22 protein-coding genes are annotated in these 25472 nt (G+C 69.6%); 3 read left to right on the plus strand and 19 right to left on the minus strand.

The window, feature by feature from the left end; all coding sequences use genetic code 11:
- Window positions 1-215 precede the first annotated feature (215 nt).
- Window positions 216-3026: an aconitate hydratase AcnA gene (gene acnA / locus EVU97_RS04360; protein ID WP_129663779.1), complete on the minus strand. Its 2811-nt coding sequence runs from the start codon at window positions 3024-3026 to the stop codon at window positions 216-218.
- Between the two features lie 220 nt (window positions 3027-3246).
- Window positions 3247-4530 carry a class I SAM-dependent RNA methyltransferase gene (locus tag EVU97_RS04365; RefSeq protein ID WP_129663781.1) on the minus strand — a complete coding sequence of 428 codons (1284 nt, stop codon included), beginning with the start codon at window positions 4528-4530 and terminating at the stop codon, window positions 3247-3249.
- Window positions 4531-4601: 71 nt separating this feature from the next.
- Between EVU97_RS04365 and EVU97_RS04370 the strand changes: the two genes are divergently transcribed.
- Both EVU97_RS04370 and EVU97_RS04375 read left to right on the plus strand, forming a co-directional pair.
- Entirely contained in the window at window positions 4602-5291 is a 690-nt protein-coding gene (locus EVU97_RS04370; protein WP_240730123.1) for a TrkA family potassium uptake protein, read from the plus strand.
- 10 nt (window positions 5292-5301) lie between these two features.
- Complete coding sequence (locus EVU97_RS04375) at window positions 5302-6003, plus strand: TrkA family potassium uptake protein (protein ID WP_047311519.1); 702 nt, start codon at window positions 5302-5304, stop codon at window positions 6001-6003.
- A 28-nt stretch (window positions 6004-6031) separates the two neighbouring features.
- On the opposite strand, the gene EVU97_RS04380 is transcribed toward EVU97_RS04375, so the two are convergent.
- The 8 genes from EVU97_RS04380 to EVU97_RS04415 form a co-directional block, all read right to left on the minus strand.
- Entirely contained in the window at window positions 6032-6757 is a 726-nt protein-coding gene (locus tag EVU97_RS04380) for a DUF3159 domain-containing protein (RefSeq protein WP_129663783.1), read from the minus strand.
- Entirely contained in the window at window positions 6754-7134 is a 381-nt protein-coding gene (locus EVU97_RS04385) for a hypothetical protein (RefSeq protein WP_047311517.1), read from the minus strand. Before EVU97_RS04385 ends, EVU97_RS04380 begins: the two co-directional genes overlap by 4 nt.
- Window positions 7134-7946, minus strand: a complete 813-nt coding sequence (locus EVU97_RS04390) for a DUF3710 domain-containing protein (RefSeq protein WP_047311516.1) — start codon at window positions 7944-7946, stop codon at window positions 7134-7136. The genes EVU97_RS04385 and EVU97_RS04390 overlap by 1 nt, the downstream gene beginning before the upstream one ends.
- A 2-nt stretch (window positions 7947-7948) precedes the next feature.
- The gene (gene dut, locus EVU97_RS04395; protein ID WP_129663785.1) at window positions 7949-8455 is read right to left on the minus strand and encodes a dUTP diphosphatase; all 507 of its coding nucleotides are present in this window, start codon (window positions 8453-8455) and stop codon (window positions 7949-7951) included.
- A gap of 3 nt (window positions 8456-8458) precedes the next feature.
- Window positions 8459-8755, minus strand: coding sequence for a DUF4193 domain-containing protein (locus EVU97_RS04400; RefSeq protein ID WP_129663787.1), 297 nt, complete (start codon window positions 8753-8755; stop codon window positions 8459-8461).
- Between the two features lie 98 nt (window positions 8756-8853).
- Entirely contained in the window at window positions 8854-9723 is an 870-nt protein-coding gene (locus EVU97_RS04405; RefSeq protein WP_129663789.1) for an inositol monophosphatase family protein, read from the minus strand.
- A gap of 40 nt (window positions 9724-9763) precedes the next feature.
- Window positions 9764-10873 (minus strand): ferrochelatase, encoded by a 1110-nt coding sequence (locus EVU97_RS04410; protein WP_129663791.1) that lies wholly within the window; start codon window positions 10871-10873, stop codon window positions 9764-9766.
- Window positions 10870-11508 carry a trimeric intracellular cation channel family protein gene (locus EVU97_RS04415; RefSeq protein WP_129663793.1) on the minus strand — a complete coding sequence of 213 codons (639 nt, stop codon included), beginning with the start codon at window positions 11506-11508 and terminating at the stop codon, window positions 10870-10872. Before EVU97_RS04415 ends, EVU97_RS04410 begins: the two co-directional genes overlap by 4 nt.
- Before the next feature lie 100 nt (window positions 11509-11608).
- Here EVU97_RS04415 and sepH point away from each other — a divergent pair, with 100 nt between their 5' ends.
- Window positions 11609-13231 (plus strand): septation protein SepH, encoded by a 1623-nt coding sequence (gene sepH, locus EVU97_RS04420; protein ID WP_129663795.1) that lies wholly within the window; start codon window positions 11609-11611, stop codon window positions 13229-13231.
- Window positions 13232-13385: 154 nt separating this feature from the next.
- Here the strand turns inward: sepH and EVU97_RS04425 are convergent, their stop codons facing one another.
- The 9 genes from EVU97_RS04425 to EVU97_RS04465 are packed head-to-tail and all read right to left on the minus strand — an operon-like array spanning window position 13386 to window position 25471.
- The gene (locus tag EVU97_RS04425; RefSeq protein ID WP_129663797.1) at window positions 13386-15197 is read right to left on the minus strand and encodes an MFS transporter; all 1812 of its coding nucleotides are present in this window, start codon (window positions 15195-15197) and stop codon (window positions 13386-13388) included.
- An 8-nt stretch (window positions 15198-15205) separates the two neighbouring features.
- Entirely contained in the window at window positions 15206-15910 is a 705-nt protein-coding gene (locus EVU97_RS04430) for a thymidine kinase (RefSeq protein ID WP_129663799.1), read from the minus strand.
- An 11-nt stretch (window positions 15911-15921) separates the two neighbouring features.
- On the minus strand, window positions 15922-17040 hold the full coding sequence (locus tag EVU97_RS04435) for an alkaline phosphatase family protein (RefSeq protein ID WP_129663801.1): 1119 nt from the start codon (window positions 17038-17040) through the stop codon (window positions 15922-15924).
- 13 nt (window positions 17041-17053) lie between these two features.
- Window positions 17054-17650, minus strand: coding sequence for a DUF5998 family protein (locus EVU97_RS04440; RefSeq protein ID WP_129663803.1), 597 nt, complete (start codon window positions 17648-17650; stop codon window positions 17054-17056).
- Between the two features lie 44 nt (window positions 17651-17694).
- Window positions 17695-20370: a GNAT family N-acetyltransferase gene (locus EVU97_RS04445; protein WP_129663805.1), complete on the minus strand. Its 2676-nt coding sequence runs from the start codon at window positions 20368-20370 to the stop codon at window positions 17695-17697.
- A gap of 8 nt (window positions 20371-20378) precedes the next feature.
- Window positions 20379-21749 carry a hypothetical protein gene (locus EVU97_RS04450; protein WP_129663807.1) on the minus strand — a complete coding sequence of 457 codons (1371 nt, stop codon included), beginning with the start codon at window positions 21747-21749 and terminating at the stop codon, window positions 20379-20381.
- Window positions 21750-21796: 47 nt separating this feature from the next.
- Window positions 21797-22921: a glycerate kinase gene (locus EVU97_RS04455; RefSeq protein WP_129663809.1), complete on the minus strand. Its 1125-nt coding sequence runs from the start codon at window positions 22919-22921 to the stop codon at window positions 21797-21799.
- 16 nt (window positions 22922-22937) lie between these two features.
- Window positions 22938-23786 carry a universal stress protein gene (locus tag EVU97_RS04460; protein WP_129663811.1) on the minus strand — a complete coding sequence of 283 codons (849 nt, stop codon included), beginning with the start codon at window positions 23784-23786 and terminating at the stop codon, window positions 22938-22940.
- Window positions 23783-25471: an APC family permease gene (locus EVU97_RS04465; protein WP_129663813.1), complete on the minus strand. Its 1689-nt coding sequence runs from the start codon at window positions 25469-25471 to the stop codon at window positions 23783-23785. Before EVU97_RS04465 ends, EVU97_RS04460 begins: the two co-directional genes overlap by 4 nt.
- Window position 25472: the final 1 nt, after the last annotated feature.

The following is a 25472-nucleotide window of genomic DNA, read 5'->3' on the forward strand; positions in this document are numbered from 1 at the left end:
CGGACGACGTGAACCGCACTCACTCCCCCTGCTGACGTTGGTTGTTCCTCATGACCGGCGTTCGGAGCCCAGCTGCGATCGGATGGGTCGGACCGCGCACATTCTTCCGAAGCGCCGTCCCGGTCGGCCTTCACCCGAGAAAGTCGACAACGCCGTCGGCCCGGCTCCCTGAAGGGAACCGGGCCGACGGTGTTCAGCTACCTGCTGTTACCGCGTCACGCACTCTTGACGATGTTGCGCAGCACGTACTGCAGGATGCCGTCGTTGCGGTAGTAGTCGGCTTCGCCGGGGGTGTCGATGCGGACGACCGCGTCGAACTCCACCGTCTCGCCGCCGTCCTTCGTGGCGACAACCTTGACCGTCTTCGGCGTCGTGCCCTCGTTGAGGGCCTCGATGCCGGTGATCTCGAAGGTCTCCGTGCCGTCCAGACCCAGGTCGTCAGCCGTCTTACCGGCCGGGAACTGCATCGGCAGGATGCCCATGCCGATGAGGTTGGAACGGTGGATGCGCTCGAACGACTCGGCGATGACAGCCTTGACGCCCAGCAGACGCGTACCCTTCGCAGCCCAGTCACGCGACGAGCCCGAACCGTACTCCTTGCCGGCGAGCACGACGAGCGGCGTACCGGCCTCGGCGTAGTTCATCGCGGCGTCGTAGATCGTGTTCTGCTCACCGTTGTTCGTGAAGTCGCGCGTGAAGCCACCCTCGACGCCGTCGAGGAGCTGGTTCTTCAGGCGGATGTTCGCGAACGTACCGCGCACCATGACCTCGTGGTTACCGCGGCGCGAACCGTAGGAGTTGAAGTCCTTGCGGTCGACGCCGTGCTCGGCGAGGTACTTGCCCGCGGGGCTGTCGGCCTTGATGTTGCCGGCCGGGGAGATGTGGTCGGTGGTGACCGAGTCGCCCAGCTTGGCGAGCACACGGGCGCCCTTGATGTCGGTGACCGGGGTCAGCTCCATCTTCATGCCCTCGAAGTACGGGGGCTTGCGGACGTACGTGGACTGGTCGTCCCAGTCGAACGTGCCACCGGCCGGGGTCTCGAGACCCTGCCAGCGCTCGTCACCGGCGAAAACGTCCTTGTACTGCTCGAGGAACATGTCGCGGTTGATCGAGGACGCGATCGTCGAGTCGACGTCCTGCGCGCTCGGCCAGATGTCCTTGAGGAAGACGTCGTTGCCGTCCTTGTCCTGACCCAGGGCTTCGTTCTCGAAGTCGAAGTCCATCGTGCCGGCCAGCGCGTAGGCGATGACGAGCGGCGGGGAGGCCAGGTAGTTCATCTTCACGTCGGGGTTGATGCGACCCTCGAAGTTGCGGTTACCCGACAGGACGGAGACGACGGCGAGGTCGTTCTCGTTGACCGCAGCGGAGACATCCTCCGGCAGCGGGCCGGAGTTACCGATGCAGGTGGTGCAGCCGTAACCGACGAGGTGGTAGCCGAGAGCCTTGAGCGCCGGCCACAGGCCCGCCTTCTCGTAGTACTCGGTGACGACCTTCGAGCCCGGAGCCATCGACGTCTTGACCCACGGCTTGACCTTGAGGCCCTTGTCGGCGGCGTTCTTCGCGAGAAGACCGGCCGCGAGCATGACCGACGGGTTCGAGGTGTTGGTGCAGCTCGTGATCGAGGCGATGGCGACATCACCGTGGTCGATCTCGAAACTGCCACCGTCACGGTTGACCGTGGTCGGCTTGGAGGGGCGCTCGCTCTTGCCTGAGATCGGCGAGTTCGTCGGGGCCGAACGCGGGTCGGAGACCTGGTCGGCACTCGTGTTCACCGAGTCGGACGCAGGGAAGGTGCCCTCGAGCTCCTCGTCGACCGAGCTGTCCTCGATGCTGTTGCCGTTGACGACGTAGTTGTCGAGATCGGCGACGAACTGCTGCTTGGCCTCGGACAGCAGGATGCGGTCCTGCGGGCGCTTCGGGCCGGCGATCGACGGGACGACCGTCGACAGATCCAGCTCGAGCTCCTCGGAGAAGCGCAGCTCGACGCTCGGGTCGAGCCACATGCCCTGCTCCTTGGCGTACGCCTCGGCGAGGGCGACCTGCTCGTCGCTGCGGCCCGTGAGGCGCAGGTAGTCGAGCGTGACGTCGTCGATCGGGAAGATCGCACAGGTGGAGCCGAACTCGGGGCTCATGTTGCCGATCGTGGCGCGGTTCGCGAGCGGGATGGAGGCGACGCCCTCACCGTGGAACTCGACGAACTTGCCGACGACACCGTGCTCGCGCAGCATCTGCGTGATCGTGAGGACGACGTCCGTGGCGGTGACGCCCGAGGGGATCTCACCGGTGATCTTGAAGCCGACGACGCGCGGGATGAGCATCGAGACGGACTGGCCGAGCATCGCGGCCTCGGCCTCGATACCGCCGACGCCCCAACCGAGGACGCCGAGGCCGTTCTCCATCGTGGTGTGGCTGTCGGTACCGATGCAGGTGTCGGGGTAGGCCACGCCCTCGCGCTCCATGACGACGCGCGCCAGGTGCTCGATGTTGACCTGGTGGACGATGCCGGTGCCCGGGGGGACGACCTTGAAGTCGTCGAAGGCGCCCTGGCCCCAGCGCAGGAACTGGTAACGCTCGTTGTTGCGCTCGTACTCGAGCTCGACGTTCTTCTCGAACGCGTCGTTCGTGCCGAAGGCGTCGATCTGGACCGAGTGGTCGATGACGAGCTCGGCCGGCGAGAGCGGGTTGACCTTGTTCGTGTCGCCGCCGAGTTCACCGGCGGCCTCACGCATCGTGGCGAGGTCGACGACACAGGGAACACCGGTGAAGTCCTGCATGATCACGCGCGCGGGCGTGAACTGGATCTCGGTGTCCGGGTCGGCCTTCTCGTTCCAGCCACCGAGAGCGGAGATCTGCTCCTTGGTGACGTTCGCGCCGTCTTCGGTGCGCAGCAGGTTCTCGAGGAGAACCTTGAGGCTGTACGGCAGGGTCTCGTGGCCCTCGACCGTGTTGATGCGGTAGATCTCGTAGCTGTTCGAGCCAACCTCAAGGGTGCCCTTTGCTCCGAAGCTGTCCGTGCTCTGACTCACGCCGACTCCTTCGTCTGTTGCCTGGGAGCGCGCCCCTCGGGCCCGCGTCCCGTGTCATTTATCTTGACGTCAAGATAACTTAATCACACGCCGGGAACGCCCCTCAGCAAAGGCAAACCTAACTTTGCCACCTGCCCTCGCCGAGGCCGTTCTCCTGCCTTGATCGTAGGTCGCCGAGCCCGTCATGTCGCCCCAGTGGGCGAGCCCGATGTCGACGATCTCAGGATGCGTTCGCCTCACCGCGGGGTCGCAGCACCGCGACGCACTCGACGTGCTGCGTCATGGGGAACGCGTCGAAGCCGCGCAAAGCATCGACCTGGTAGCCGCGTTCGGCGAAGTAGCCGAGGTCACGCGCGAGCGCGGCCGGGTCGCACGCGACGTAGGTGACGACGCGGGGCGCGAGGTCGGCGATCGTCGCCACGACGTCGCGGCCCGCACCTGCACGGGGCGGGTCGAGGACGACGACGTCGGCGCCGGTTCCGAGGTTGGCCTTCGCCACGTCGGACGCAAGGAGGTCGACGTGGCGGGCTCCGCCCATGTTCGTGCGGGCGTACTCGATCGCCTCGGCGTCCGCCTCGACGCCGAGCACCGAACCGCTCGGGCCCACGAGGTCGGCGAGGGCGCGCGTGAACAGGCCGACGCCGCAGTACAGGTCGACGGCCCGCTCCCCCTCCTGCGGGTCGGTGGCGTCGAGGACGACGTCGAGGAACGTGGAGGCAGCCGCCGGGTGTACCTGCCAGAACCCACGGGCGCTGACGTCGAACTCGGCGCTGCCGTGGGCGGTGTCGACGATCTCGCGTACCGCGGGGGTCTTCTCGCCCTTGGGCTGCGGCAGCTCGATACCGACGATGTCGCCGACGGAGGGGCGCACGAGGTCGAGGCCCGCGATCGAGGCGTCGAAGCGGTCACGCAGCGCCGCGGTAAAACCCTCGTCCGAGACGACGCAGTCGTCGATCTCGACGAGGCGGTGTGAGCGGTGTTCGCGCAGGCCCGCAACACCGCCGTCGACGGCGAGTTCGAGGCGGGTGCGCCAGCGCAGCCCGTCGGGGTGGCCGGGCAGTTCCTCGACGGTGAAGTCGGGGGCCACCTCGTCGAGGTCGATCTTGGCGATGCGCTGCAGCTGATCACGCACCACCTGCGTCTTGAGCGCGCGCTGCGCGGGCAGTGCGACGTGCTGCCAGTCGCAGCCGCCACACATGCCGGGGCCGGAGAACGGGCACGGCGCGGGGACGCGATCGGGCGAGTCGTCGAGCACCTCGACGGCGTCGGCGCGCAGGAACTTCGACTCGCTCGTGCCCTCGGTGATGCGGGCGACGACGCGTTCGCCGGGCAGCGTGTGCCGGACGAAGACGACGCGGCCCTCATGGCGGGCGACGCAGTGTCCGCCGTGCGCGACGCCCTCGACGGCCAGTTCCAGCCGCTCGCCCTCCATCGGACGGCCCTTGCGGGCCTTGCGACGGTTCATTCCAGAGCGGCGACCGGGTGCAGAACGTGACGTTGCCATGTCGTTCACCCTCCCCCGGATGCCCCGGAACACGCAACGCAGCAGGCCCTCACCTTCGATAGGGTCGCCTCGTGCACTACGTCATCATGGGCTGCGGCCGCGTCGGTTCCTCCCTCGCGCGCACGCTCGAGGACACCGGCCACAGCGTCGCCATCGTCGACCGCGACGAATCCGCCTTCCGCCGCCTGCCGAGCTCGTTCCTCGGACGCCGCATCGTCGGTGTCGGTTTCGACCGAGAGACGCTCGTCGCCGCCGGCATCGAAGAGGCGTTCGCCTTCGCCGCCGTCTCCAGTGGTGACAACTCGAACATCCTCTCGGCCCGCGTGGCACGCGAGACGTACGGCGTCGAGCGCGTCGTCGCCCGCATCTACGACCCGGGCCGCGCCGAGATCTACCAGCGCCTCGGCATCCCCACGGTCGCCACCGTTCGCTGGACCGCCGACCAGGTGTTGCGGCGCATCGTGCCGCAGGAGAGCACCGCGGTGCACCACGATCAGTCGGGCACCCTCGCCATCCTCGAGATCCCCGTCCACCCCGCGTGGATCGGGCACGCCTACGACGAACTCGAGCAGGTCACCGCCTCGCGCGTCGCGTACGTCTCGCGCCTGAGCACCGGCATCCTGCCCCGCGCTGGCCTCGTCCACCAGGAGGGCGACATCGTGCACTTCGTCGTCGAATCGGCCCGCCGGGAGCAGGTCGAGGCGTTGCTCTCGCAGGGCCCTCACACCGACCTCACGAACCCGCTCGCGCGCGAGCACTGAGAGGCACGTCATGCGCATCGTCGTCGTCGGGGCCGGAAGCGTCGGCCGATCCATCACCCGCGAACTGCTGAGCAACGAACACAGCCTGCTCGTCATCGACAAGTACGCCCGCGAGGAGCGCGTCAAGGCCATCCCGGACGCCACGTGGCTCCTCGCTGACGCGTGCGAGGTGGCCACGCTCGAGGAGGCACAGCTCGAGCACGCCGACGTCGTCGTCTGCGCCACGGGTGACGACAAGGTCAACCTCGTCGTCTCCCTGCTCGCGAAGACGGAGTTCGGCGTGCCGCGTACCGTGGCCCGCGTCAACAACCCGCGCAACGAGTGGATGTTCGACGAGGGCTGGGGCGTCGACGTCGCCGTCTCCACCCCGCGCCTCATGACGGCGCTCGTCGAGGAGGCCGTCAGCGTCGGCGACCTCGTGCGCCTCTTCGAGTTCCAGCAGGGCAAGGCCACGATGGTGGAGCTCACGCTCCCCCTCGACTCCCCCTACTGCGGCAGCAGCGTCGCCGACCTCGCCCTGCCGCCCGAGTGCGTGCTCGTCGGCATCATCCGCGACCAACTGCCGATGGCGCCGGTGCCCGAGGAGAGCCTCCAGGCACTCGACGAACTGCTCTTCCTCGCCACGCGTGACGCCGAGCGCACCCTCGCGGCGAAGCTCACGGGCCGCCGTCGCGACGAGGTGCAGACGGTCCTGAGCGACCGCAACTTCTGAGGTCGCTCCGAACTGCGGGCGAGGCGCGTCAGGCGCCGTGCTCGCGCGCCTCGTGCTCGAGACGTTCGTGGCCTTCGCGGTCGTCGTGCAGGAGCGCGTCGTGGGTGTCCAGCGGGGTCTCACCGCGCAGGAGCAACAGCGCCATGAGGGCGAGGGCGGCGAGGTACAGCGGCCAACCGAGCGCGATCTTCGCGACGCCGAGCATCGTCACCTGGTCGGCCAGGTACAGCGGCAGCATGACGGCCAGGCGCACGGCGAACAGGGCCGCGAACACCCACGTCAGGCGCGTGCACACCTTCACCATGGCGCGGCTACGCTGCCACGCCGTGGGGTCGTCCTTAAGGTTCGGGTCGCCGCCCGCCACGATGAAACCGACGAGCGGCCAGCGCACGACGATCGACGCAATGCTGATGGCGAGCATGACGCCCGCCTGGATGAGACCGGGCAGGAAGACGTCGGACGCATTGCCGGAACGCTTCGCGAGAAACGCAGCGAAGGCCGTGGCGAACGCCGCAGCGACGACAAACTTCACCGTCTGACGCTGCACGAGGCGCAGCACGAGCGCGACGACGAGCACGACCGCCGCGGCAATGAGCGCTTGGTTGAGGTTCTTCGTCGCGGTCCACACCGCGACGAACGCGACCGTCGGCAATGCCGCCTCGAGCGATCCGCGCCACCCGCCGACCGCGACGGCGAGGCGCTCGCGGATGACGCCCTCGACCGTGTTCGCCGGGGGCTGGTGGTTCTCGGTCACTGGGATTCCTCGTTCTCGAGCAGGAGCTCGTAGGCGGGGTTGAAGATCGTGGGCCGGTTCTTCACGGTCGTCAGGAGCCCTTCGACGGCGAGCGCGGCGCCGACGTGAATACCGACGACCTCACGGCGTCCGAGCATGACGAGCGACGCGGGCTGGACCGAGGTGTCGAACGGGTCGAGATCGACAACGAGGTCGGGCACACTCTCGGAGCGCGGCCTGACGGTGACCTCGCTGACGCGCCCTTCGATCCTCACCCGGCGTCGAGCAGGCGCGAGGGCGTAGCGGGAGGCCTCTCGTGCTCGCTGGGCCGCGGCCTCTTCCTCCCCCGACGGGCCGGGGAGGAAACGGGCGCGCAGCTTCGCGAGCATCTGCTCCATCAGCGCGTCTCGGTAATCTCCGGGCCACGCTCCAGCGGGCTGACGGCGGGATCGCTCTCACCGGCGGACTGCTCCTGCTCGCGCACCTGGGCGAGCAGCTCCGGCGGCAGGGTGAGTTCGAGCAGTTCGCGCGGCGCGCGTGCCTCACCGCCGCGTCGCACGACGACGGTGCGCACGAACTCCATGGCGCGCTCCGCGGCGTCGTCGTCGAGGGCCGCGTGGCCCGACAGCACGGCGCGCAGGAACCAGCGCGGGCCGTCGACGCCGATGAAGCGTGCCGGCGAGAAGGTGGTGCGGCCGTCGGGGCCCTGGCTGGGCATGCGCACGTGCAGCTCGGTGCCGAGGTCGCCGTCGACCTCGTCGGCCGTGCCGCCACCGGCGAGGATCGACTCGGCGATCTCGCGGCGGATGCCGTACCAGATGCCGCTCGTCTTGGGCGCGGCGAAAACCTGCAGCTGAACCGCAGAGGCACCACCCTCACCGATGACGGCGGTCATGCCGGTGAGCACCTGCGTGCTCTCGTCGACGTCGAGGCGAAGCTCGACGTCCTCACCGGGCGCGAGCAGCAGCGCACCGAAGTCGATGCGATCGCCCTCGGGGGCGTCGTCGACGTCGAACGGGCCGTTGGAGAGGTCGACGTCCTCACGCGGGCGCAGGCGCGAACGGCGGCGGCGCTCCTCGGGGGTGAGCTCCTCGGACGTCACGTCCGCCGACTCGGTGGCCGTCTCGTCGGTGTCCTCGCTGAGGTCGACCTTCTCGTCGCCCTCGACCTGCGAGGCTGCGTCGTCCTTCTTACGTCGGAACATGGCCATGATCAGTCAGTCTCCTTCTCGGCGCGAGCCTGCGTGGCCGCGAATCCGCCGGTCGAACCGTGCCCACCGGCGCCACGCGACGAGTCGTCGAGGTCGTCGACGACGACGAACGTCGCCTTCTCCACCCGCTGCACGACGAGTTGCGCGATGCGGTCTCCCCTGGAGACGGTGAAAGACTCGCGGCTGTCGGTGTTGACGAGGTTGACCTGGATCTCGCCTCGGTAGCCGGCGTCGACGACACCGGGCGCGTTGACGATGGTGATGCCGTGGCGAGCGGCCAACCCCGATCGGGGGTGGATGAAGCCGGCGTATCCCTCAGGAATCGCGACGGCGATACCCGTGGGAACGAGCGCGCGGTGACCGGGCGCGAGCGTCAGGCCGACGCGTGCCCGCAGATCCGCACCGGCGTCACCCGCGTGGGCGTACGTCGGCAACTCCAGCCCCGGATCGAGGCGTCGGATGGGGACGGTGAGATGTCCGTCGTCGTCGCTGCTCGGTGCGTTGTCCATGCCTCAGGCGCAGTCGCGGCAGACCGGAAGGCCGCCGTCCTCTTCAGCGAGCTGGCTGCGGTGGTGAACGAGGAAGCACCTGCTGCAGGTGAACTCGTCCTCCTGGCGCGGCAGGACGCGCACGGAGAGCTCCTCACCCGACAGATCGGCGCCGGGAAGCTCGAAGCCTTCGGCGTGCTCGGTCTCGTCGACGTCGACGCTGCTCGAGGACTTGTCGACCCGACGGGACTTCAGTTCCTCGATCGAGTCTTCGCTGACGTCGTCTTCGTTCTTGCGCGGGGCATCGTAGTCAGTTGCCATCAGTACTCTTTCTTCGATGAGTGTGCGGCGTCGCGCTTGTGGCGCTCACCGCTGATCCCCCGCTGCAACGCGCGGATGACCCGATTTGTGCCCGCATACTAGCGCGCCTCGGGAAAAAGGCAATCCGTGAGGTCGGCAAAGATGCCGGGAGCCGTCGCGATCGCCATCGCCTTGCCCATCTCGCCGCCCGGTGCGCCCCCGATCGAAGCGCCTGCTTCGGTGGCGATGACCTGCCCCGCGGCCTGGTCCCACGCATTGATTCCGGACTCGTAGTAACCGTCGAGCCGGCCCGACGCGACGAAGCAGAGGTCAAGTGCCGCGGACCCGCCGCGTCGGATGTCGCGCACCTTCGGCAGCAGCTGCGCCACGGCAGCGCCCTGCTCTTCACGCTTGGCCGCTTCGTACCCGAAACCGGTGCCGACGAGCGCGAGCTCGAGACGCTCGCAGTCGCTGACGGCGAGGGGCTCGCGTCGCCCGTCGGCCGTGACGAGGTGGGCGCCCTGGCCGTGGGCCGCGGCGTAGGTCTCCCCCAGCAACGGTGCGCTGACGGCGCCCGCAACGGGCAGCCAGGCGCCCTCACGCGTCGTATCGCCGATGCACACGGCCACCGACACCGCGAAGAATGGGTGACCGTAGAGGTAGTTGACGGTGCCGTCGATGGGGTCGACGACCCACGTCAGGCCCGAGGTGCCCTCGCTCGCGCCGCCCTCCTCACCGAGGATCGCGTCGTCGGGACGCTCGGCGTCGATGCGCTCGCGCAGCAACTGCTCGCTGCGCTGGTCCATGACGGTGACGACGTCGACCTCGCTCGACTTCGTCGCTTCGACCCCGAGGGAACGCGGGCGTTCCGTCACGACGAGGCGCGCGGCGTCGTCAGCCATGGCCGTGGCGAGATCGCGCAGACGAGTGAGCTCCTCGGCGTTCAGCCACTCGGGCAGGGCGAGCGGTGCGTCGGTGTCGCGTTCCATCGGGTTCTCCTTCGCGCAGGTGCGCTTTGAGGGTACGGCCTCAGTCGCGACCGCAGAGAGCGGGCTTGGCGGCGCGCAGGTTGGGGCAGCAGCCCGGGGCGCAGATCGACGGCATGGCCTCGCCCGGCCACGCGGGGCGCTCGGGCGACTCGTCACGGGCCTCGGCCGCGCGCTCCTCGACGAGGTCGACGAGGCCGTGCACGAACTCGTCGTCCGTGCCCACGGTCGGCACGCGGCGCATGACGAGCCCGAGGCGTTCGGCGGTTTCGGCGGCCTCGGTATCGAGGTCGTAGACGACCTCCACGTGGTCGGAGACGAAGCCGATCGGCGCGACGACGACGTGCGTCACGCCGCGCTCGGCGAGGTGCTCGAGGTGGTCGTTGATGTCGGGCTCGAGCCACGGCTGCGACGGCGGGCCGGAACGCGAGCAGTAGACGAGCGCGCCCTCGAGGTCACGCGAGAGCGTTGCGTTCGCCTCCGAGAGGATGGCGGCGCCCAGCTCGTCGTGCTGCTGCCAGTAGAGGTTGCCGTCACCGTCGCCGGGGCCGGAGGTGTCGTCCATGCCGAGCGGAATCGAGTGCGTGACGAAGACGACCTGCACCTGCTCGTCGGGCACCCCGGCGAACTCACGCAGGGCGTCGGTGACGAGGCGGACGTTTGCCCGTGCGAAGGACGGGTGGGTGGCGAACTGGCGGATCTTGTCGATCTCGAAGCCCGTGAGGCCCTCGTCCTCGAGGGTGTTGACCGCGGCCGCGAGGTCCTCGCGGTACTGACGGCACGAGCTGTAGGAGGCGTACGCGCTCGTCGTCACGGTGACGATGCGGCGCATGCCCTCGCCGTGGGCGTCGCGCAGGGTGTCGGTGAGGAAGGGCTCGCTGTTGCGGTTGCCCCACAGGATCGGCGTCGTGATGTCACGACGGTCGAGTTCGGCGCGCAGCGCGGCGATGAGGGCCCGGTTCTGGTCGTTGATCGGGCTGCGCCCGCCGAGCTCCTCGTAGTGGTGGGCCACCTCGGCGAGACGCTCGTCGGGGATGCCGCGCCCGGCCGTCACGCGGCGCAGGAACGGCATGATCTCGTCGGGCTTCTCGGGTCCGCCGAACGACGCGAGCAGGACGGCGTCGTACGGTTCGAGCGGGTTGGCGTCGGTCATGACCGGTCTCCAGTTCGAAGGGGCTGAGGGGCATTGAGGTCGAGCACCACGGCGATCATGCGCAGGGCGAAGGCGACGAAGACGCAGCCCCAGAGCACGGGCACCGTGTAGTACGGCGTCTCGTGCGCGATGACGACGAGCGAACTGCCGAGCAGGGCCGGCACGACATAGAGCTCGCGGCGCAGCACCTCGGGCACCTGCCCGACGATGACGTCGCGCATGAGGCCGCCACCGATGGCGGTGAGGACGCCGACGAAGATCGCCGTCGTCGCACCGGCGCCGTAGGCGAGGGCCTTGATCGAGCCTGCGACGCAGAACAGCGCGAGGCCGGCGGCGTCGAGGAGGCGCACGAGTCGAGCGATACGGCTCATCTCGGGGTGGAGCGTGAACGCACACAGGCCCGCGAGGACGCAGACGCCCATGAGGCGCCAGTCGTTGACGCCGACGGGCGGCGTCTGACCGATGAGCAGATCGCGCAGCACACCGCCGCCGAGTCCGGCCATTCCGGAGAGGATGACGACGCCGAGGATGTCGAGCCTCTTGCGAACGGCGACGAGCCCACCGGAGAGCGCGAAGACGAACACGCCGATGAGGTCGAGGAGGAGCTGCAGAGAGCCGCTTTGCGTGAGCACCATGGCAGCGACACGTTACCGCGGGCGGCGCGCCGTCCCTGCATCAGGCGGGCGATAATGGCACAGTAGCGGCTACACAACTGGTAACGGATGGAGTTGCGTCGTGCAGGAATTGCGTTTGATCGGGGTCTCGGAGGACGGCAGCGGCCTCCTTCTCGCCGACGACGACGGGGGTCGCTTCACCCTTCCCATCACCGACGAACTGCGCACCACGATCCGACGTGACCGCCGCGAGCCGGCGTCCGCCGACGGCCAGGCGAAGGCCGAGAACCCGCTGCGTCCGCGCGACGTGCAGGGCCTCATCCGCGGCGGGGTGCCGCTCGAGGAGATCGCCGAGCGTGCCGGGTGGACGCTCGAGAAGGTGCAGCGCTACGAAGGCCCGATCCGCGCCGAGCGCGACTACGTCTCCGGTCTGGCGCAGGGTGTTCTGCTGTACGGGCGCGGTGAGACGACGACGCTGCGTGAGCGCGCCGACCGTCGTCTCGCCGAGCGCGGCGTCGAGGCCGAGCGCGTCGTGTGGGACAGCTGGAAGAACGACGACGCCCACTGGACCGTCACCGTGCGCTTCCCCGCCGGTGGTCGCCAGCGTGAGGCCACGTGGCTGTTCGACCCGGTGAACCGCGCACTGCGCACCGTCGACGACGAGGCCCGTTGGCTCGGTGGCGACGAGATCGCCGCCGCTGACGAGGAGGCTCCTGAGCGTCAGAAGGCCGTCGCACGCAAGAAGGCCAGCGGTTCCGCTCGCGCCGCACGCCCTGCGTCCGTCTACGACGTCGAGGCCGAGGGCGGTCTCGAAGATGCACAGGCTCCTCACCTCGGTGCGACGCTCGGCTCAAGCGACGACGCCGGCAAGCCTGCCGACCTGACCGCGTCGATGCGTGCGCGCCAGGCGAGCCGCAGCCGGTCGAAGGGTTCGGGTCGCTCGAACGCGTCGCGCCCGACGGCGCTGCCGAACGTCACGAGCGGCTCCCCCGACGTCACGCGCGTCGAGCGTCTCGACCTCGGCACGACGCCTCCCCCGGCGCCGAGCCACCCGCGTCCGGAGGAACTGCACGCTCGTTCCGACAGCGACGCCGACAAGGCGAACACGAACGCGAACGCTGAGAAGAACGACGACACCTCGCGCCGTGCGACGGCCGGTGTGACGGCGCTGCCGACGCGCAAGACGGCCGATGCGCCGACCGCTGACGAGCCCGACGTCGATGTCCACGCTGCCGACGAATCCGACGATGTGGCGGCCGAGAAGTCGACGTCAACGGGTTCGCGTCGCCGCAAGAGCCGCCGTTCCCGCGCCAACCTCGAGCAGGCGTCCGTGCGCGCGGCGTTGCACGACGACGACGCCGAGCAGGACGAGTCGCTCTTCGGCGAGCTGCCCGGCTTCCACGACGGTGGCGACGTTCACCAGCTGCACGACGTCGAGGACGACGCGTTCGACGAGGCCAATCTCGACGAAGCCGACGACGTTGCCGAGGCCGACGTCGAGGACGCAGTCGACGACGGCGCTGAGACGAAGGCCGCAGGCTCCGCCGCCGATGACGAGGTCGTTCAGGAGGAGTCGCTCTTCGACGAGGTCGACGAACCCGCTGAGGCTTCGGCTCCCGCGAAGAAGAGCACCCAGAAGCGCACCTCGGTGCCCGAGCGTGCGAGCCAGTCGCGCAAGAGCAGCCGCCCGAGCGTTCCGAGCTGGGACGACATCATGTTCGGTGGCCGCGGCCCCAAGAAGTGACTTTCAGGGCTGAGCCTCTGCGCCAGACCTGACGGACAGGAGAACGCCCGACCTCGCGCCACGTGCGCTGAGGTCGGGCGTTCGGCGTTCGCGTGGAGGTTTACCGAGCGGTGTCTGTCGGCGTGAAGGTTCGGTAGCTCGTCGTTGCGAGGCGTCAGCGGTCGCGGCGATCCCAGCCGTCGTGGCCATCCCACTGCGGCCGGTAGGACGACGATCGGCGCTCCTGCTCGGGCATGCGGCGCGTGCGATCGTCGCGCGGCTCCCCGGTGTTTCGGGAATCCGACGTCGGCACCGGAAGCGTCCGGCGGTTCTCCTGCCACGCGTCGTACGTGTCATATCCGTCGCGGGATCTGCCGCCGAACTCGTCGTACCGGTCGTCGTCCTGGTCGTACCGATCATCGTCGCGATAGCGCTCGCCTCGCGGGCTTTCTGCCGGCTCGTCGCGGCGCCAGCGCCGCGTGCGCGGAGTTGTCGGCAGGTCGTCGGGGGCTCGGGTGAAGGCGTCGTCCGAGGTCTCCGTCACGGTGTCGGCGAAGGCGCCACCGCGTCGGGCGCCACGACCGTCATCGTCCTCGCTGGTACCGCGACGGCGCGGCCACGTCGGCCCGCGTCCGGCGTTCCACAGCATGACGAGCACGGCCCACCCGACGAGGAGGACGGCGGCGGAGTAGAGGCCGATCGTCGCGTCGGTCGGCACGACGCAGGCGTAGATGCCACCGATGACCCAGGCGAGCTGGAGCACCGTCTCGGAGCGCGCGAAGGCGCTCGTGCGCACAGCCTCGGCGAGGTGATCCTGAATGAGCGAGTCGACGGCGAGCTTGCCCAACTGTTGTCCGAGACCGGCCACGAGGCCGACGACGATGGCCGTCACGAGGGTGAAGTGCACCGCGCAGACCACCATGGCCACCGCGTCGGCAAGCAGCGACCCGATCACGACGGTGCGAGGCGCGAAGTTCTTGACGAGCGAACCGAGCACTGTACCGAGCGCATTACCCAGCGCGGCCGCGCCGACGACGAGCGCCAGTAGTGTCGTGGCGCGATCCTCCCAGCCAGGTAGCGGATGGGTCTTCATGAGGAAGGCCATGAACATCGTGAGGAAGCCGCTGATCCAGCGCAGACCGACGTTGGCGCGCAGCGCAGAGACGATGACGCTCGGCAGGCGCACCTGGGCGCGTCCGGAGCGCAGTGAGTCGGTGCGTTCGGAATCGATGTCAGGCGGCAACAGAATGGCGAGCACCGTGCCGACGACGAAGAGCAGGAACGCGGCACGGAAGGCCCACGTCGCGCCGAACAGGGCCGCGGCTCCACCGGCGAGCGGACCGCCGATCGTCGCTCCCGCCACGCCGGCGAGGCTCATGCGGCTGTTGGCCTTGACGAGCGTCATGCCGTACGGAAGCAGCCGTGGCGTGGCCGATGATCGAGTGACGAGGTAGGCCTTGCTCGAGACGAGGATGGCCAGGGCCGTAGGGAACTGCCAGGTGGAGCCCTTCTCGATGGCGTCGGCGAGCACCCAGCAGAGGAAGCCGCGCAGCGCGAGCGTGCCGCCCATGGCCCAGCGGCGCCCGTGCCGGTAGCGGTCGAGCAGCGGGCCGATGAGCGGCGCCACGATGGCGAAGGGCAGCATCGTGAGCACGAGGAACAGCGCGACGTGGTCCTTCGCCTCGCCGGGCTGCGCGGAGACGAACAGTGTGCCGGCGAGCCCGACCATGACGGCGGCATCGCCGGCGTTGGAGAGGGCGTGCACCTCGATGAGGCGCCCGAGGCCACTCTCCCCCGCGCCCTGGGCGTTGCTCGCCCGGCGGGCGGCGCGCAGCGTCGTCTTCGTGGCACCCGCGCTCAGGCGGTAGGCGCCGCGTGCTGCACGCCCGCCCATGACTCCGGCACTGCGCAGGCGTTCGGCGCGTCCACGGTGGGGCGCTGCCCCGACGCGCTCGCGCCGATCCTCTCGCTCGTGCCGTTCGTTCATCGCTCGCCTCAGCCGGCCGCGCCGCGGGAATGATCGGTGAAGGTCGAGGGCGGCACGGGGCACACGTCGAGGTCGAAGGGCATCTGCTCGGCGCCGATGGCGCGGGCGGCGTGCGACGTCATCCGACGCATGAAGTGACGACGGCACAGCACCTCGTACTCCACGAGCGGCGTCTCCGTCTGGTCGCCGGTGTCACCGACGACGACCTGCTCGCCTTCGACCACCATCGTGCCGTCGACGACGCGGGCGTTGTGGGTGGCGCGCTTGCCGCACCAGCACAGGGCCTCGACCTGGAGCAGCTGGGTGCGGTCGGCGAGTTCGAACAGGCGCCGCGAGCCGGGGAACAGCTGCGTCTTGAAGTCCGCAGTGATGCCGAAGGCGAAGACGTCGACGTCGAGTTCGTCGACGACGCGCGCGAGTTGGTCGATCTGCTCGGGCAGGTAGAACTGCACCTCGTCGGCGATGACGTAGTCGAGGCCCCCGAGCGTCACGCCCGCGGAGACGGCGAGATCCCACAGGTCGACGTCGTCGCTCACCTCGATGGCCTCGTGACGCAGGCCGAGGCGCGAGGAGATGACGGCCTCACCGGCGCGGTCGTGCTGGGTCAGCACGATGCCGCGCTGCCCGCGGGCCGCGTGGTTGTGGTCCATCTGCAGCGCGAGGGTGGACTTACCGCAGTCCATCGTGCCGGTGAAGAAAACGAGCTCAGCCACGGGCAGTCACCTTAGCGCGGCGGAAGGTGGAGGAAGGGCACGTCGAGTTCCTGCGGCGTCATGGCGCCGTGCTGGCCGATGAGGGCGAGCACCTGATGGCTCATGACGCGCGAGTCGACGTAGCCACGGGCCGCGCGCATCGAGACGACGACGTCGCCGAAGCGTCCCGCCGTGCCGGCGTCGAGAGCGCCGACCCAGCCGAGGTCGCTCAGTTCCTCGCGGGTGAGCACGTGGCCGTCGCTGCCGACCTCCTTGCGCCAGGCGGCGAGGACGTCGTCACGCGCGCCGGGCTCGACGTAGAGGTGCAGCGCGCGCATCTCGCCGCCAACGGTGCGCACGCCGTCGCGCAGGTAGGGGGTTTTGGCGATGTCGACGCGGGCGTCGAGCGGCACGTCGACCATGCCGTGGTCGGCCGTCAGCGTGAGGGACGTGCCGACCGGACGCTGGGAGGCGAGGCGCTCGAAACCGCGGTCGAACGCTTCGAGCTCGGCGGCCCACTGCGGCGAATCGATGCCGTGCACGTGGCCGGCCTTGTCGATCTCGCCCCAGTAGAGGTAGACGAGACGATGGCCACGCCGGACGGCGGCGAGCGCTGCGTCGATGCGGTCCTCGAGCGCCTCGGCGCCGTAGAACACCGCGCCGCGCAGGGCGGCATTCGTCAGGCCGGAGCCTTCGAAGTAGTCCGGTCCGATCATCGCCGGGCGCAGGTCGGCCTGGTCGGCGCGTTCGAAGACGGTGGCGTTCGGCTGCCAGACGCGCGGCTCGGGGCCGCGCTGCCACGTCAGCTCGTTGAAGAGCATGCCGGTGGCCGGGTCGACGACCTGGTAGCCGGCGAGCCCGTGCGCACCCGGCGGCAAGCCCGTGCCGAACGTGCCCATGGAGGTGGCGGTTGTCGTCGGGAAGCCTGCCGCGAGCGTCTGGACGTGGTCGAGGTGCTCGTGGAGAAACGGCGCGTATGCGCTGCGCTTGCGTAGGAGCCGCGCGCCGAGACCGTCGGCGAGCACGACGATGCCTGCCTTCGCCTGCGGCAGCTTGCGCCCCTCCCCCTCGAACGCGGCCGGAGCGAGCGTGCGCGCGACCGACGGCAGAACGGACGCAAGGCCTTCGGTGTCGTACCGGGGTGCCTTCATGAATCCGTCCCGGTCAGCGTCGGCCGACGACGGCCGACAGGGCGTTGGCGAAGCTCATGGCCTGGCTGAGGCTGCCTTCACCCTCGGCGTCAGCGGAGATACGCAGGCTGATGTCATCGCCGGTGATCGTGCCGTCGTAGCCGTGGTCGGCGTCGCACTGCGGGTCGCCGCACGTGGCGGGCAGCAGATCGACGCGGCTCACGGTCCCCCATCCAACGGTGAGCGTCACCTCGCGCCCGAGCGTGCCCGGGCGGTAGGTCTCGGCGTCGGCGACGACGTGCGTCAGCGTCACGCCGCGCACGAACGACAGCGCCACGGCCTCCGACGTCGCGGTGACGGCCGAGTGACCCGAGCCGTGCCCGTGGGTGCGCGGGTCGGCGTGATCGTCGGCGTGCGCGATGACGAGCTTGTGCGGGGTGAGCGCGAGAACCGTGATGTGGCGGTGGAATTCGTCCTGGTCGAACGTCGTCTCGAGGTGCACGAGGTGGTGACGCACCTCGTCACCGGCGAGCGCCGTGGTGACGACGTCGCCGACGAGAGCCGGGAAGTAACCGGCCTTCTCGATGTCGCGGACGAGGTCGGCGGGCAGGGTGGCAGACATGCGTGCCATCATCCCACCTTCGTCGCCCCCGGCGCGTGTCGGACGCCCGAACCTCACGTCATGGCCCGGCGCCCGGAATCCTGGCGCAGCGAGTGCGGCGCCAGCGTGATGCGGGCGCCCAGAACGTCGAGGCCGGTGGGGTTGGTGCTCACCGGGTTGAGTTCGAGGTGGGCGATCTCGGGGTTCTCGTCGGCGAGGATCGCGACGCGCGAGACGAGATCTTCGATGGCGGCGCGATCGGCGGCGGTGCCGTGGCTGCCGTCGAGCAGCGGCCACGCCTTGATGGAGCTGACGAGGTCGGAGACGTCGCTCGTTGTGAGCGGAGGGATGCGGTAGCCGACATCGTCGAGCAGGTCGGTGGGCGGGCCGCTGACGGAGAACGTGACGACGGGGCCGAAGAGCGGGTCCTCCGAGCTCGTCACGACGCAGCCGATGCCCGGCGTCGCCATCGACTGGACGACGAACTGGTCGGCCCCGAACTGGGTGAGGCGTTCCTCGAGCGCTTCGAAGGCCTCGACGACGGCGAGCGGCGAGCGCAGGTCGGCGCGCAGGGAGCTCGCCACCTGGTGGCGCACCTCCGGCGCGATCGACTTCACGACGACGGGGAAGCCGAGCTTCTCGGCCGCGGCGACGGCTTCCTTCGAGGTACGGACCGGAATCGACTGCCAGACCGAGATGCCGGCGAGGCCGAGGAACTCGGCCACCTCGTCACCGGTGAGGTCGCGGCCTTCGGGCTGCTCGCCCATGACGCGGCGCACCATGGCGCGCACGCCCTTTCGGTCAATGCCCTCGGGCGCGAGAGGTTCACCGCGGTCGCGCTGGAGCCAGCCTGCGTAGTTCGTCACGGCGGCCAGGGCGCGGATGCCGTCCTCGGGCATGGGGTACGACGGCGTGACGACGCGCTCGCCGTCGGGGCTCGTGGCGGTGAGTGCTTCCGACGCACCGTGGATGCCGAGGAAGGTGGTGATGCACGGCTTGTCGTAGCAGGCGCTCACCTCCGCGACGGCGCGCGCCACTTCGGTGCCGCCGGAGATGAGCGGCGGGATGAACGAGGCGATGACGGTGTCGACCGATTCGTCCTCGAAGGCTGCGACGAGGGCGTCGCGGAAGCTCTCGACGTCGGCGTCGGGCGCGAGGGCGACAGGGCCCCGCGTCACCTCGAGCTTCCAGCTCAGTGCGGCGTCACCGCAGAGCGCGCCGAGGGCGTCGGAGTTCGTCACAACGGCGACGCGGCGCCCCTTGGGCAGCGGCTGGTTGATGACGAGCTGGGCGACGTCGAACAGCTGGTGGACGTTGCCGACGCGGATGACGCCGCTCTGGCGCAGCATCTCGCGGAACGCGGCCGGGCTCGTGCGGGTCTCGCGGACGCGGTGGCCCGGGGGCACACCGAACGCCGAGACCTCGGGCTTGACGACGATGACGGGCTTGCGCAGCGCGAGCTGACGGGCGATGCGCGTGAACTTGCGCGGGTTACCGACCGACTCGAGGTAGAGGCCGACGGCGTGAGTTTCGTCGTCGTCGATCCAGTACTGCATGAGGTCGTTGCCGGAGACGTCGATGCGGTTGCCCGCGGACGCGAAGTCCGAAAGACCGAGGCCACGACGCCCGGCGCTGGCGAGAACCGCGATGCCGAGCGCGCCGCTCTGGGCGAAGAGGCCGAGGTGACCGGCGGGCGGCATCTCGTAGGCGATGGAGGCGTTGAGGCGCGTGTCGGCGCGGGTGTTGATGAGGCCGAAGCTGCTCGGGCCGACGACGCGCATGCCCTGGCTGCGCGCGAGGCTGAGCAGTTCGGCCTGACGCTCGGCGCCCTCGGCGGAGCCGGTCTCGGCGAACCCGGAGGAGACGACGAGCAGCGCCTTGACGCCGGCCGGGCCGCACTCGCGCACGACGTCGAGCACCTGCGCGGCAGGCACGGCGATGATCGCAAGATCGACGCGGCCCTCGATGTCGCCGAGGCTGCGCACGGTGCGGTAGCCGTCGATCTCCTCGACGCTGGGGTGGACGACGTCGACGCGACCGGTGAACCCACCCTCACACAGGTTGGCGAGCACGCGCCCACCGACCGACGGGCCCTTGCTCGAGACGCCGATGACGGCGACGGACGACGGGTTGAGCAGGGCGCGCACCGACTGCGATTCGCTGCGCTGTTCGCGCGCGAGGCGCACGGCCTGCGACTTCTCGTTCGGCTCGATCTCGAACCGCACGGAGATGACGCCGTCGTCGAAGTTGCGCTTGACGTCGTAACCGGCCTCGGTGAAGACCTGGATCATCTTGCGGTTCTGCGGCAGGACGTCGGCCACGAACTCGGCGACGCCGTTCTCGGCGCCGATGGCGGCGAGGTGTTCGAGCATGACGGAGCCGACGCCGCGGCCCTGGAAACTGTCGGCGATGTTGAACGCGACCTCCGCCGAGGGAGCATCCGGCCCACCGAGGCGGTCGTAGCGGCCGATACCGATGATGTCGTCACCGACGAGACCGACGAGGGCGACGCGCTCGACGTGGTCGACGTGGGTGAAGCGCGTGACGTCACGGTCACTCAGGCGCTTGATGGGGGCGAAGAAGCGCAGGTAGATGGACTCTTCGCTCTGGGCCGCGTGAAAGCGGTGAAGGCGTTCCGCGTCGTCAGGGCCGATGGGGCGCACGTGCGCCACGGAGCCGTCACGCAGGACGACGTCGGCCTCCCACTCGCGCGGGTAATCGGCTGGCGCGGACTCCACCTCATCGCTCATGACTTCATTCAACCACCGTGGCCTGCGACGGACGTGTGAGTCCAGCGGCCTCCTCGATCGCTCGATCGCCACAGCTCGCCGTCGGTACGTGAGAGGGCGAGGAACTCCTGGCCGAGGGTGCGCACATCATCCATGCCACCGGTGGGCGCGTCGTCGCCACCGCTCGGTTCGCTCCAGCTGCGGCCGCCGTCGGAGGAGACGCGCAGCGGGTTGTCGTCGGAGGTGCGCGTTGTGGCGTCGGCGGCGGTGCGCGGGCCGCCGGAAGCCGCGACGATGTGTTCGCCGTCGGACGTGGCCAGCGAGATGCCGCCCTGGGTGGGCAGCGACAGGTTGCCGGTGCCGAGGAGTTGCCAGGTGCCGCCGCCGTCGGTGCTCGTGACGGTGGTGAAGCTCGTCGTCTTGGCGGAGACGGCTTCATCGCAGACGGCGACAAGACGGTTGGTGCCGTTGCCCGCGATGGCGCTGAACGGCTTTCCGCTGCAGGCCGATCCGGGGTTGAGGGGTGCGAGGCTGTCGCCGGCCAGACGCCAGGCACCGGGGGCGTCCCCGCTGCCGGGTTCGTTGCCGGCGAGGACGATGAGGCTGTCACCACCGACGACGAGGTCCGCGGCGTCGATCTGGCTCGTGGGCGTCGCGGCGGCGATCGTCTGGGCCAACCGCGGGGTGTCTCCGCCGCCGAGGCGGGAAATCTCCAGACGCCCCGAGCAGGTGCCCTGGATGCAGCCCGACGCCGTGAGCGCGAGGGTTTGTTTGTCGTGGACGACGACGTCGAGGACGGTGCTGCCGGGGTGGTCGACGTGGGTGAAGGTGCGTCCGCCGTCGCGCGTGACCCACAAGTCGCCGCCGTAGACGTAGCCCGTGCTCGGCGAGGTGAAGAGCACTTCGCTCAGGGCACCGGCGGGCTGGACGCGCGGCTGCGTGGCCCCGGTTGCCGCAGACGTGTCGGCGGAGCTGAACGTGTGCATCTGCGTCCACGTCTTGCCGTCGTCGGTGGAGCGCACGAGGGCGGGGCACGGCGTGCCGGAGCAGTCGCCTTCCCCGAGGCCGAAGAGGGTGTCGTCACCTGCGTTGGTCACCGACCAGAGGACGAACTTCTCATCGACCGCCGAGATGGTCTGCTCGCCTTCGACGTCCGCGGCGCCACCGGGCGCCGGGGGCTGAGCCTGTTGGGCATCGGCGACGGTCTCCCCCTGGGCGACGCCGGTGGGCGCGAAGGGGTCGCGCACGATGGTCCACGCGCCGATGAGGCAGAGCCCGATGGCGCCGAAGGCTGCCAGCTGGGCGATCCACGAACGTTGCGGTGCGAGACGGCGCAGCCAGCCGGGCACGCGGCGCTCACGCGCGGGGGTGCGCGGGGCCTGCTCGCTCGGCGGTGTCACGGGGAAAGGGTATCGAGCCGCGCGTCGTCACCGACGACGCCGCGCCTCTACCGAATTCGCTCGACGGCCGACGCCGCTGCCTGTTCGAGGTCGGCTCCGGTGTTGGCGAGCGCCTCGTCGAGGTCGGTGTAGCCGGTGTGGATCGGCTCGACGGCGACGATCGTGTCGTCGATGAGGGCGCGCCCCTCCGGGCGGACCTCTCCCCCGAGCATGACGACGGGCACGCCGTGACGGCGGGCGATTTCGGCGACGCCCCAGGGCGTCTTGCCGAAGCGGGTCTGCCCGTCGATGCGGCCTTCGCCGGTGAGCACGAGGTCAGCGTCTCGCACGGCCTCCTCAAGCCCCACGGCCTCGGCGACGACATCAAGACCCGGCCGGAGCGTCGCACCCGTGAGAGCGAGGAACGCAGCGCCGAGTCCCCCGGCAGCGCCCGCCCCGGGCAGGTCGCGGACCTCACGGCCCGTCGCCGTCTCGAGAACGTCGGCCCATCCTGCGAGCACCTTCTCGATGACGGGCACCCGCGCGGGCGTCACGCCCTTCTGCGGCCCGAAGACGGCGGTGGCGCCGTCGGGCCCGAGCAGCGGGTTCGTCACGTCACTGGCCAGGATCACCTCGACACCCGCAAGCCGCGGGTCGAGCTCCGACAGGTCGAGCGAGGCCACGTTGTTCATGCCCTCGGGCGTCGGAGTGACCGGCCTGCGGTTGGAGTCGAGCAATCGCCCACCGAGAGCGGAGATCATGCCCGCGCCACCGTCGTTCGTTGCCGATCCTCCGAGACCGATGACGACCCGGCGCGGGTCGAGATCGAGCGCGGCCGAGACGAGGTGCCCGACACCAGAACTGCAGGAGCGGTAAGGATCGCGCAGTTCCACCTCGATGTGATGCAGCCCGGCCCCCTGCGCAACGTCAACGACGGCGAGGCGTTCCGAAGCGACCCACCCGAGCTCAGCTGTGCGAGGACGTCCGAGCGCGTCCGTGATGTCCACGGCGATCAGCTGACCGTTCAGCGCCGCCATGAGGGTTTCGGTTGTGCCCTCTCCCCCGTCGGCCACCGGCAAATCGACGACGTCCGCCGACGGAAGGACGCCGCGCACTCCCCGAGCCAGCGCTGCGGCGGCGTCGACCGCCGAGAGCGCTTCCTTGTAGGAATCGGGGGCACAGACAACCTTCATGGGGCTGACCTCGTTCTCATTCGCCTCGCGGGGCGACGATCATCGGGATGGGCAGGTGGGCGAGCATCCGGCTCGCCACTGTACCGATGAAGGTCTGTTTGCCCTGCGCCAGGCGGGACGAACCGATGATGAGCGCGCTGTCGGGCTTCCACTCGATGTTCGCGATGGCCTCCTTGAGGTTCTTGCCCTGACCGACGTGAGACGTCACTTCGTCCACGTCGACCTCCTCGGCGGCACGCTCGAGCGCCGCCCGCACGCTTTCGACGCGTTCGTCCGGGACGTCGACGTCCGTGCCGAGCTCGAGCAACGAGACCAGGCGCAGCGGAAGGCTGACGCGCTCGACGCCGCGGATGGCTTCCTCGAGAATCCGGCCGGCGCCGGCGCGGGGCCCGACCGCAGCGACGAGTTCGGTCAATTCAGCGGGAGCGTCCTTGCGGTAGCCGCGCGGAGCCATCGCGACCGGCACCGGCGAGGCGTGCAGGAGCGCGGTGACGATGGCGTTCGTCGTCAGCGCCCGGGTGCCGGTGCCCGCGCCGATGACGATGAGGTCGGCGCCGATCTCCTTCGCGACGTCGAGCACGCCCTCGGCCACGGATCCGCTGCGCCGGACGTGGAGGACGACGTCGTCGAGGCCGGTCAGCGCGTCGAGGTGCTTCTGCACGCGCTCACTGGCCTGGCGCACGACCTCCTGGGTGAAGCTGACATCGCCGAACGTGTGGGCGCCGAACGTCTCCTCGCGCACGACGTAGACGACGGCGAGCTCAGCCCGGAAGGTGCGGGCGAGCGTCGCCCCGAGGGCGAGGGCGTCCTTGGAGCGGGCGTCGCCGCCCCACGCGACGAGGTATCGGACGGTCGAGTCGCTCATCGCGTTTCACCTTCGCCTGTTGTCGGGGTCGGCCCCGTCGGTACGCCGCTGAGCCCGCCGTCGGTGACGAGGTCGCCTTCCTGCGTGATCGTCACATCGCCACCGATGACGCCGTACTGGGTGCCCTCGGCGCGCCAGCGCTGAAGGTCTTCGAACGAGCCGGTGCGCAGCGTCCGCCCCCGGAAGAACGCCGCATCCCGCGACCACTGCAGGGCCATGAGCGCGAAGCCACCCAGGAGCGAAACGACACCGACGACGACCACGGCGCCGAACCCCCAGATGGTCACGTTCTTGCCGTTGTCGTCGAGCAGGTAGTCGGGTTCGGCGTACGACTTCACGGCGTAGGCGAACATGAGGAAGAGGAACGCTCCGCCGAGGCACGGAATGAGTCCGCGGTTGACGAAGTGGCGCGCCGAAGTGCGTAGCGAGTGCCGGTAGAACCAGGCACACGCGAAGCCGGTGATGCCGTAGTAGAAGGCGATCTGCAGCCCGATCGCGCCTATGAGCGCGCCGAGGATGTTCGTGCTGATGAGGGTCATGAGCAGGTAGAAACCTGCGGAGGCGATGCCCATCCCGAGCGTCGACCACGTGGGCGTCTGGTAGCGCGGGTGCACGGTGGAGAACTTGGCCGGCAGCGCGCGGAACACGCCCATCGACAGGGCGGTGCGCGCCGTCGGGAGGACCGTCGTCTGCGTCGAGGCGGCCGACGAGGTGAGGATGGAGATGGCCAGGAGCGCCAGCCCGGCGTGGCCGAGGAAGGTGTCACCGAAGAGCGACGGACCGATCGCGGTGAACACGTCGTCGGCGTTGGAATCGTTGCCGAGCCCGATGCCCTTGTCCCCCGTTCCGGCGAACGCGACGGTGGCGATGGAGACGAAGACGTAGATGACGAGGAGCAGCAGCGTCGAGATGACGGCGGCACGGCCCGGCGTGCGGCTGGGGTCGTCGGCTTCCTCGTTCGTCGAGACGGCCGAATCCCAACCCCAGTAGATGAACACGGCGAGCAGCACCGTCGACGACAGGACCGACATCGAGAGTCCACTCGGCCACAGCCACGACAGCGACGGCTTCGCCGAGCCTGCTGGGGCGCTGCCGGAGTAGACCTTCCACAGCGCCACCCCGACGACCATGATGAGCGTGAGCACCTCGATCGTCAGCAGCGCGTACTGCAGGCGGGCGGAGACCTCGATGCCGCGGAACGAGATCCACGTCATGACGCCGATCCACAGCAGGCCGGCGGCGGTGGACCAGAACGTGCTCGAGTCAAGGCTGTTGTGCAGACCGAGTTCATTCGCGAGGGTGAACGAGTAGGCTCCGGCGATCTGGGCGAGGTTCGCCATGACGATGATGTCGGCGATGACGATGCCCCAGCCGCCCATCCAGCCGGCCACGGGGCCGAAGGCGCGGGTCACCCAGGTGAAGGTGGTGCCGCAGTCGGGTTCGGCCTCGTTGAGCTCGCGGTAGGCCACCGCGATGAAGTACATCGGCAGGAAGGCCAGCAGCATGATGGCGGGCGCCTTGAAGCCAGCGCCGCCCGCGACGACGAAGCCGAGCGTGGCGGCGAGTGAGTACGCGGGTGCCGTCGAGGCCACGCCGACGACGACACTGCCGGTGAGGCCCAGGGCGCCCGCGCGAAGCCCCTTGCCCTCGGTGACAACGGTCGCGCCCGATCCTGCGTCGCTCATC

It is taken from the genome of Dermacoccus sp. 147Ba (assembly GCF_004151355.1).
In the GTDB taxonomy this organism is placed as follows: domain Bacteria; phylum Actinomycetota; class Actinomycetes; order Actinomycetales; family Dermatophilaceae; genus Dermacoccus; species Dermacoccus abyssi.